Here is a 9129-nt window from a genome sequence, read left to right on the forward strand (position 1 = left end):
CCAGAGCGGTGTATTCCCCCAGACTGTGGCCGGCCACGCACGGCCGGCTTGGCGCCGCCCTGCGCATTCCACAGGCGCCACACCGCGATGCTTGCCGCCAGCAGTGCCGGCTGGGTGAACTCGGTGCGGTTGAGCTGCTCGTCCGGCCCGCCCTGCGACAACGCCCACAGGTCGACCCCTGCGCCTTCGGAAGCCTCGGCAAAGGTTTCACGGATCTGCGGGTTCAGTTCGGCCAGTTCGGCCAGCATCCCCAGCGACTGGGAGCTGGCCCGGGAACACGAAAGCAAGTCGGGAATCAGTCACGCGGTCATCCGCCAGATAAATCGAAGCCGGGCATCATAAGCGCGAACATCGCCACCCGTCTGTACTGGCGCGTATGCAAGCACCAATTCAGCAAGTCCGGCACAACGCCGGAATGGTCTGCCGGCATATCCGCCGCGCATTTGCCCCAAAACGCAAACAGCCCGTCGCAGGCGACAGGCTGTTCGATGCGCACAGGCAAGATGCCTGTGCTGCGACCGGGCGTGGAATCAGTAGCGCAGCAGCGCCGAGCCCCAGGTGAAGCCGCCACCGAAGGCCTCCACCAGCACCAGCTGGCCGCGCTGGACCCGCCCGGAACGGACCGCCACATCCAGTGCCAATGGCACCGAACCGGCGGACGTGTTGCCGTGCTTGTCCACAGTCACCACCACCTGGTCCATCGACATCTCCAGGCGCTTGGCCGTGGCCTCGATGATGCGCAGATTGGCCTGATGGGGCACCAGCCAATCCAGTGCGGACTTGTCCAGACCGTTGGCCTGCAGGGCTTCGTCCACCACCGAGTCCAACGCCTTGACGGCGTACTTGAACACGTCGTTGCCCTTCATCAGGATCTTGCCGGGCTTGTCCAGACCCGTGGACACCCCCACCGGATCCCACAGCAACTCCTTCTTGCTGCCATCGGCATGCAGATGGGTGCTGAGAATGCCCGTTTCTTCGTCGGCCTTGAGCACGACGGCACCGGCCCCATCGCCGAACAGGACGCAGGTCGTGCGATCCTCCCAGTCGACGATACGGGTCAGGGTTTCCGCACCGATCACCAGCACATGCCTGGCATCGCCGCTGCGGATGAATTTGTCAGCCACGCTCAGGGCGAAGATGAAGCCCGAACACGCCGCATTGACGTCAAACGCCGCCGAACCGGTCGCGCCAAGACGCGCCTGGATCAGGCAGGCGGTAGACGGGAAAATCAGATCAGGCGTGGTCGTACCCACGATGATCATGTCCAGCTGCGAAGCCTCGATGCCGGCCGCTTCCAACGCGCGAACCGCCGCGTTGTAGCCCAGATCACCGGTGGTTTCGCCTTCGGCAGCGATATGCCGCTCACGGATACCCGTACGCGACTGAATCCACTCGTCGGTCGTGTCGACAATCTTGGTCAGATCGTCATTGGTCAACACTTTCTCGGGCAGATAACTACCTGTGCCCGCGATCCGCGAATAAATCCGCTTGCTCATGCTGTTTCCTGTTGCGCGAAGCCGCCCGAAGGCGGCTCCGGAAGAATCGGTGCGACAACCGCCACGTTTCCGCAGCGGCCGCCACGAATCAATCTTCTTCGACGACCGAGGAGGACTTGGTCGCGATCACTTTCTTGCCACGGTAGAAACCGTCAGCAGTGATGTGGTGGCGCAGATGCACTTCACCGGTGGTCGGATCGGTGGACAGCTGCTTGGCGCTCAGGGCGTCATGGGCACGACGCATGCCGCGGCGGGACGGGGTAACACGGGATTTCTGCACAGCCATGGGATTGCTCCAAACTCGATTCGTTTGCTTCGTCGTTTAATTGCACGGGACGCCAGCGTCCTGCACTACTTTCGCTTTTGCCGCGACCGCCGACGACAACCGGCCGCTATTGTTTCTTCAATGCCGCCAGCGCCGCGAACGGGTTGGCCTTGCTCAATTCTGCATCGGTCGCGAACCAGTCTTTTTCGACTGCCTCACTTCCGGGTGACAACGGCACCACCGGCACCGCCAGCACCAATTCGTCTTCCACCAGATCCAGCGGCCGCAGATTGCCATCTTCCGGCACCAGCAACGCCTCGTAATCCGGAGGCAGCGCAGATTCCTCATCCTCGTCGCGGATCAGGCCCAGCCGCTGCTTCACCGATACCGGCAGCAGGAAACGCTGCATGGTGCGCTGGCAGACCAGCGGCAACTCGACATCAATGGACAGCTCGACATAAGCCACCTGCAGCGTATCGTCGCGGCCAAATTCCAATGCATAGCGGCACTGGCCTTCGGCATCGGCAATCAGACCCTGCAGTCGGGTCAATTCGGACAGAGGCACCTGGCCGTCAAAGCACCTGCGTGCTGCGACCATCCGCCAAGCATCCAGCAATTCGGGTACGTTCGCGGACATAAGCTGCAGAATGTTAAGGATGACCCAAGCCGCTGTCAAACCCGGCCTGTTGTCCGGTTGCCATGCGGACCTTCACAGCCGCAGACTGCCTGTGCTTTCCGACGGTATTTTCGCATGCAAACACTGGTTCTGGCTTCCACTTCCCGCTATCGCGCAGAATTGCTTGCTCGACTGCGGATTCCGTTCAGCTGCGCACGCCCTGACGTGGATGAATCGGCACTGACCGGGGAGTCGCCTCGCGCCCTGGCGCAGCGCCTGGCCGAAGCCAAAGCCCGCGCGGTCGCGGCGCAGTACCCGCACAGCCGGGTCATTGGCTCGGACCAGGTCGCGGAGCTTGAGGGCAAACCGCTGGGCAAGCCCGGCACCGCGGAGGCCGCACTGGCGCAACTGGCAGCCATGTCCGGCAAATCCGTCAGATTCCATACCGCTGTCTGTGTCATCAGTGCCGCCGAGCTGCTGCATGCTCTGGATCTCACCACCGTGCGGTTCCGCACCCTGGGCCAGACCGAAATCGAGCGTTACGTGGCCGCCGAACAGCCGCTGGATTGTGCCGGCAGCTTCAAATGCGAAGGCTTGGGCATCAGCCTGTTCGAGGCGATCGACAATCAGGACCCCACGGCCCTGATCGGCCTGCCTCTGATCCGCCTTGCGCAGCTGCTGCGCAAGGCGGGCTATCAGCTGCCCTGAGCCCCCTCCCCGCCATCACCGCGCAGGAGTCAGACGACACCATTGATAGGGGAACTGCCCCTGCCCGATACGCGATGTCAAGGTGATGCAGGACCCGGGCACAAGCATCAAGCCGTAGGCGGCCAATCGCGATTGCGCCAAGGCGCGCTGCTCCGCCTCGGCTTCCATGACACTCTGCAATGCGCCATTGCGCGGGATCAGTACGCACCGCCCATCAGTGACCTGTACATCGGAGCGCAACCCCTTCAACCTGCGCGTCAGCCAGCGCAATTTCGCGCAATCGGATTCGCGATCCAGCCCGGCCATCGCCACTTTGGCATTCAGACTCTCGAACCGGGCCGCCAACTTGTCCGAGGAACCGGGGAATATCGCAAACTGCTGTGGGCGGTCTAAAAGCATCTGCCGCAAGTGCGCGCGGTAGCCCTCGGACTCCGGAAAATTCGACGCGACCGCGGCGTATCGCACAGAACGTGGCAGAAACGCGACCCGCCACGCCTGCGGATCGCCACCGACCAGCAGCACAACGCTCTCCCCGGGGGAGTCGATACGCGGTTGCTGCACTTCGAACGCATTGGACGCCCAGCGCTCATGGCCCCAGTTGCCCCAGCCGGCCAGCGAAATCAACACACACACGCCTATCGCCCATCCCCCCATCCGCATGCCCCGGGGTGAAGGCCGCAGCGCCACACAGGCACACCACAGCAGCAGCGGCGCGATCAGTTCCAGTGCCACCAGGTAGCGATGGATACTGAACAGGGTTTGCCACAACAGGTAGGAAACGACGAAGAACACCACCAGGCTGCGCAGTACGGGCGCAAACATCCCCCCACCGCCCTCACGCCTACCCAGCAGGCGCCGGGCCAACAGCAGGAACATGGCGACCGCCAACATCGCCCAGATGCCCGACGTCAGGGAAACCTCACTGATCCGCTTGGGATCGAAGGTGAACAGCAGCGGCCACGCCAGATGTTCGGCGAAACCCTCCGGCAACCAACGTGTGTCGCCAATGGAACCCTGCGCTGCCAGCGGCGACTGGAACAACGCGTTGAACTGCGGAAACAGCGGATTCCCGAACTGCTGCCAGACTTGCCAGTACCACCAGCCCACCGACAGCACGGCAACCACCATTGCCGCCAGAGTCACCAGCAGCAACGCGCGAAAACGGGATATCCAATGCCCGGGCCCGGCCAGCACTGCGGCCGCCAGCCCTACCGCATAGATGGCATTGGTCAACTTCAACGCGACCGCAAATCCGATCAACGCGCCGGCCAGCAGCCAGCCGTGGCCAGGGCGAGGCAAGGCCGCCCCGGCCTGCATACGCAGCACCCGCCATACGCTGCACAGCACAAACAGCGCGGTGGTGTTATCGGCCATGGTGTTGCCGAATTCCGACAGGACCGCGCCCATGCACAAGCCGGACAAAGCCAGTAACGGCGCCAGCCACGCGCGCTCTTTCCGCCCGTCCAGCACGCACCATGCGATACCTGCAGCCGGCAGGAACAACAGGCCATGCAGCACGCCCATCAAGAATCCCGACAGCGCACCTGGCGCGCCGGTCAGCAACAGGTACTGGGCAATATCAAGCAGCGGACTGAAGTAGCTCTGCATCTGCGCCGGCGCCAGATCCAGCGCGAGCCGGCCATGCAAAGCGGCATATCCGTTGTAGAGGTGGTAATTGCGCAGATCCCAATTGGCATCCTGTCCCAGCCACAGCGACACGCAGCCCCCCAGCAACGACACAAACAGCGCCGCGGCCACCATGTTTGCACGGGAGTTGAACGCGAACCGCCGCTCAACGGCGGCCAGAAAGCGGTGTCTGGAACCTGCGGCATGCACCGCCCGCTGCGCGCTCACCGGCGATCACCGGAATCAACCGCGGCTCCCCTGGACACCGACAGATACGCCAGATGCTTTGCCTCGACCCGCCCACGCGTCACGGTATCGAGGATCAAGCCGCACGCAAGCAGCAAGAACCCCAGCAACGCCAAGGCCACACACAGTATTGCGGTGGGAAAACGCGGCACCATCCCGGTTTCGAGATAGGTCTGGAACAGTGGAATCGCCAGTCCGAGTGACAGCAGTTCAGCCAGCGCAAAACCAATCGAGAAGAACAGCAGCGGTCGCTCGGCCTTGAACAGCTTGGCGATCGTACAGAGGATGCGCCAACCGTCGCGCCAGGTATTGAGCTTGCTGTGCGAGCCTTCCGGACGCACGCCATATACGGTATCCACCTCGGCCACCGGCATGCGCAGCTGAAGCGCATGCACAGCCAGTTCGGTTTCAATCTCGAACCCATGTGCATGGGCGGCAAAGGAATGCACATAGCGCTTGGAGAAAACGCGGTAACCGGACAGCATGTCATCGAAGCTGCGGCCAAACAGGAAGCCGGCGCAACGCGTCAACAGCATGTTCCCCAGCCGATGTCCGGGCCGATACGCAGCCGCCTGCTGATCACGCCGCGCACCGACCAGCATATCCAGACGCTCCTCGATCAACTTGCGGATCAGACCGGGCGCCGCAGCGGCCTCGTAGGTGTCGTCGCCATCGACCAGTACATACACATCTGCATCGATATCGGCAAAGCCGCGCCGGACCGCGTTTCCCTTGCCCTGCAATGACACCCGCACAATCTCGGCCCCCGCCTGAAGTGCGATCTCGGCAGTGCGGTCGCTGGAGTTGTTGTCCAGCACCACGATCCTTGCCGCAGGCAGGCTCAGGCGGAAGTCGGCCACCACCTTGGCAATCGCCGCCTGCTCGTTGTAGCAGGGAATCAATACCGCAATGTCGAAATTTTCCATTATCCCATCAGCTGTTGAAACTACCCTGTCAAGCGCTCTCGCAATCCATATCCGGGACCGCACCGCGTTCTATTTTTCCACGGTGAACGGCTGCTCCATCCATTGTTCGACACTGCCGTCCTGGCCATACAGACGAAGCCCCAGCCAGTGTCGCCCCGGCTTCAATCCGGCGATATCCACCTGCGCATCAAACCCCACGTCGGGATGGCGAGGATCGCTGGTTCCCGGCCACGCAGGCCGCACATCGAAGGTGCGACCGTACTTCGCATCACCTGCACTGCGCCCATCCACCAGCAGCTCCACCCGCGCCAGCCCTACACCGTCCTTGAAGGCCCAGCCCTGCACATCCAGTTGCCCGGCGACCTTGGCACCTGCCACAGGGGTGTCCAGCCAGGCCATCGCCGGCGTCACACACGGTCCCTGCACCTTGGCCGCAGGCAGGCGGAACAGCAGAAATCGCTGGAAGCCGTGATCGGTGGACACCACGCGCGGTGGCGGCAGTGGCCCGACCAGCGCGCAGATGCGGTGATAGCGTGCCAGCAGATCGCGATAACGCTGGTCGCCAGGGGCGATCACCAGCAGCTGGGGAACGGTGCGGCTGCCATCGCTGATCAGACCCCACAGGGCCAGCTGCGCGGTGCGACCATGCCGGTCATTGAGTTCATGCGGCAGCACCTTGATGGCCGCATCGTCCAGGCGGAATCCCAGCTCGGACCCGACCTTGAAACTGCCGGCCACTATCTCGGTCTCGGCCGGCATCTGCGCCAGCTCGTCGCGCACCGCATCGGCCAGCGGCTGCCATCCGGCGAAATTGCGCGGGTAGTACTTGCTGCCGGCCATCTGCTCGCGCAACGACGGCGCCGATGCCATCACGTAGTAGCCCAGGGCCATCACCAGTCCCAACGCAGCCACCGCCCAGACGCTGCGCCGCCAGAAGCGGGGCCAGCGGTTGAGCATCAGGGGCACACAGGCCAGCAACGCCAGGTATCCGGGCAACGGCCAATGGAAACTGACACGTTCCACATCGGTGAAGAATCCGAGCAGGAAGATCAGCAGGGTCGAGGTGGTGCCCACCAGCGCGAAATAGCGCCACTGCAGATGACGAAAACCGCCCCGGCCGCGGCGCAGACCCTCGATGGCCACCCAGGCCAGGGCGGCAAACAACACGGGCGTGACCATCAACGGCTGGATCAGCAGGAACCACAAGCCGTCACCATGGAAGCTCCATGGATGACGTTCCAGTATCTGGAATTTCAGTCCGGCATCCTGGTTGTCCAGGTTCCACGCCAGCAGCGGCAGCCACGCCACGATCCCCACGCTATCGCCACCCAGACGCGGGCATCGCGCAGCATCCGCCGACCCTCCGGCAACAGCAGCAGGGCAATGAAGCCGACCACGATCACACCGATGAAGCGGTAGTGGCTCAGCGCGCCGACCAGCAACCCCAGCGCCAGCAGCAGCACCGCTCCCGCATCGACATTGCGCAGCAGCCGCGCGCCGGCATCCAGACAGAGCACCGCCGCGATGGCCATGGGCACATCGGGCACCGCCAGGATGCCCAGGGTCGCCGACAGCGGCATCAGCAGCGTGAATGCACCCGCCTGCCAGCCGGCACGCGCACCGAACCAGCGCGTGGTGATGTTGACCACCATCCAAGGCAACAGCGCCCCCAGCAACAGGAACGGCAGGCGCACGCCGAGACGATGGTTGCCGACCAGCTCCACGCCCAGGCGCGTCAGCCAGGCCGTCAATCCCGGCAGATCGGAATAGGCCGGTGCCAGATGTTGACCTTCCTGCCAGTAGAACGCCTCATCCACGAACAGGGGAAGATAGGCCGCGATGAGAACTTTGACGCCGCTGATCAACGCCCACAGCACAAGAAACGTCGTGCAGGCACGTTGTTCGCTCGCAGTTGCCACGTAAACTCCCCTTGAAACCAGATATACGAGACGACCATGCCAGTCGCACCGCCCGGAATGCTAACCCAAGTCACACTGCAGTCCCTGCGCCAGGCGCAGGAGCAGGTCAACGCGCTGCTGCTGGGCAAGGCCCTTGAAGTGCGTTTGGCCTTTGTCGCCCTGCTGTCCGGCGGGCACCTGTTGATCGAGGATCTGCCGGGCCTGGGCAAGACCACATTGGCGCATGCCATGGCCTCCAGCGTCGGCCTGCAGTTCCAGCGTGTGCAGTTCACCTCGGACCTGCTGCCGGCCGATGTACTGGGCATCTCGATCTATGAGTCCCACAGCCGCAGCTTCCAGTTCCATCCCGGGCCGGTGTTCTGCAATGTGCTGCTGGCCGACGAGATCAACCGGGCACCGCCGCGCACCCAGAGTGCGCTGCTGGAGGCCATGGCCGAACAGCAGGTCACGCTCGATGGCGTGACCCATGCCCTGCCCGATCCGTTTTTCGTGATCGCCACCCAGAACCCGGCCGACATGTCCGGCACCTTCCCGCTGCCCGATTCGCAGCTGGACCGCTTTTTGCTGCGGCTGACCCTGGGCTATCCCAATACCGAATCCGAACGTGCCCTACTGGCAGGCAGCAGCCGCCGGGAACTCATCGCACAGACAATGCCATGCCTGTCCGAAGACGATATCCGCCAGCTCCGTGCGGCCGTTGAACACATCCATGCCAGCGATGCGCTGATCGACTACGTACAGCGCTTGCTGACGCGCAGCCGCCAGCAACCGGGGATACGGGTGGGACTGTCACCGCGCGCGGGCATCGCCCTGCTGCGTGCGGCCAAGGCCCATGCGCTGCTGCTGGGACGGCAGCACGTGCTGCCGGAAGATGTGCAGGCGCTGTTCCTGGGCGTGGCCGGCCATCGGCTGGTTCCCGAAGCCGAGTCGACCACCGGGCCGGCGCTGGCCCGCGCGATCCTGCACGGTGTGCAGGTTGATTGAAGTACGCCAGCTCATGCGCGGCGACTGGCAGGTGTTACAGCTGCTGGCCCGTCCACGCCATCCCGAGACCCTTCCGGTCACCCTCGACCGGAAGCGGATCTACGTGCTGCCCACGGGTTTTGGCCTGTTTCTGGCCGTTCTGCTGACGGTGATGCTGCTGGGCGCGCTCAACTACAACAACAATCCCGCACTGCTGCTTGCGCTGCTGCTGGCAACCACCGCACTGGCCAGCGCGCTGCAGGCCCACCTGCAGCTGTCCGGGCTGCAACTGGAAGCGCTCTCAGCCGAGCCGGTCGCCGCCGGCCAACCACTGCGGTTGCGGCTGGTGATCGCCCGCCAGGAT

The 9129-nt window shown here is 63.8% G+C and carries 8 protein-coding genes and 3 pseudogenes; 3 read left to right on the plus strand and 8 right to left on the minus strand.

Annotated elements, in window-relative coordinates:
- From JCM9942_RS06465 to JCM9942_RS06485, 5 genes and pseudogenes are all read right to left on the minus strand, one after another.
- A pseudogene (locus tag JCM9942_RS06465) lies at positions 1 to 303 on the minus strand (ACP S-malonyltransferase); the annotation flags it as partial.
- A 4-nt stretch (positions 304 to 307) separates the two neighbouring features.
- A complete protein-coding gene (locus tag JCM9942_RS06470; RefSeq protein WP_054658544.1) occupies positions 308 to 496 on the minus strand; it encodes a hypothetical protein in 189 nt (62 codons plus the stop codon).
- 34 nt (positions 497 to 530) lie between these two features.
- Positions 531 to 1496 (minus strand): beta-ketoacyl-ACP synthase III, encoded by a 966-nt coding sequence (locus JCM9942_RS06475; RefSeq protein ID WP_054658546.1) that lies wholly within the window; start codon positions 1494 to 1496, stop codon positions 531 to 533.
- A gap of 88 nt (positions 1497 to 1584) precedes the next feature.
- Complete coding sequence (rpmF, locus tag JCM9942_RS06480; RefSeq protein ID WP_054658547.1) at positions 1585 to 1782, minus strand: 50S ribosomal protein L32; 198 nt, start codon at positions 1780 to 1782, stop codon at positions 1585 to 1587.
- 106 nt (positions 1783 to 1888) lie between these two features.
- Entirely contained in the window at positions 1889 to 2398 is a 510-nt protein-coding gene (locus tag JCM9942_RS06485; protein ID WP_054658549.1) for a YceD family protein, read from the minus strand.
- Between the two features lie 114 nt (positions 2399 to 2512).
- Between JCM9942_RS06485 and JCM9942_RS06490 the strand changes: the two genes are divergently transcribed.
- Positions 2513 to 3085, plus strand: coding sequence for a Maf family protein (locus JCM9942_RS06490; RefSeq protein ID WP_054658550.1), 573 nt, complete (start codon positions 2513 to 2515; stop codon positions 3083 to 3085).
- 15 nt (positions 3086 to 3100) lie between these two features.
- On the opposite strand, the gene JCM9942_RS06495 is transcribed toward JCM9942_RS06490, so the two are convergent.
- The 3 genes and pseudogenes from JCM9942_RS06495 to JCM9942_RS06505 all read right to left on the minus strand — a co-directional run bounded on the left by JCM9942_RS06495 (position 3101) and on the right by JCM9942_RS06505 (position 7802).
- Positions 3101 to 4939: a glycosyltransferase 87 family protein gene (locus JCM9942_RS06495; protein ID WP_054658552.1), complete on the minus strand. Its 1839-nt coding sequence runs from the start codon at positions 4937 to 4939 to the stop codon at positions 3101 to 3103.
- Positions 4936 to 5883, minus strand: a complete 948-nt coding sequence (locus JCM9942_RS06500; RefSeq protein ID WP_054658554.1) for a glycosyltransferase family 2 protein — start codon at positions 5881 to 5883, stop codon at positions 4936 to 4938. Before JCM9942_RS06500 ends, JCM9942_RS06495 begins: the two co-directional genes overlap by 4 nt.
- A 69-nt stretch (positions 5884 to 5952) precedes the next feature.
- Positions 5953 to 7802 (minus strand): annotated as a pseudogene (locus JCM9942_RS06505) (glycosyltransferase family 39 protein).
- A 36-nt stretch (positions 7803 to 7838) separates the two neighbouring features.
- Here JCM9942_RS06505 and JCM9942_RS06510 point away from each other — a divergent pair.
- On the plus strand, positions 7839 to 8786 hold the full coding sequence (locus JCM9942_RS06510; protein ID WP_054658556.1) for an AAA family ATPase: 948 nt from the start codon (positions 7839 to 7841) through the stop codon (positions 8784 to 8786).
- A gap of 13 nt (positions 8787 to 8799) precedes the next feature.
- Positions 8800 to 9129: pseudogene (locus JCM9942_RS06515) on the plus strand (DUF58 domain-containing protein); the annotation flags it as partial.

Source organism: Stenotrophomonas pictorum JCM 9942 (assembly GCF_001310775.1).
Taxonomy (GTDB): Bacteria; Pseudomonadota; Gammaproteobacteria; order Xanthomonadales; family Xanthomonadaceae; genus Stenotrophomonas; species Stenotrophomonas pictorum.

Bases quoted from the DNA above. Each gene is read 5' to 3' on its own strand.
- JCM9942_RS06475 (WP_054658546.1), bottom strand. From the start codon at position 1,496: ATGAGCAAGCGGATTTATTCGCGGATCGCGGGCACAGGTAGTTATCTG.
- rpmF (WP_054658547.1), bottom strand. From the start codon at position 1,782: ATGGCTGTGCAGAAATCCCGTGTTACCCCGTCCCGCCGCGGCATGCGT.
- JCM9942_RS06485 (WP_054658549.1), bottom strand. From the start codon at position 2,398: ATGTCCGCGAACGTACCCGAATTGCTGGATGCTTGGCGGATGGTCGCA.
- JCM9942_RS06490 (WP_054658550.1), top strand. From the start codon at position 2,513: ATGCAAACACTGGTTCTGGCTTCCACTTCCCGCTATCGCGCAGAATTG.
- JCM9942_RS06500 (WP_054658554.1), bottom strand. From the start codon at position 5,883: ATGGAAAATTTCGACATTGCGGTATTGATTCCCTGCTACAACGAGCAG.
- JCM9942_RS06510 (WP_054658556.1), top strand. From the start codon at position 7,839: ATGCCAGTCGCACCGCCCGGAATGCTAACCCAAGTCACACTGCAGTCC.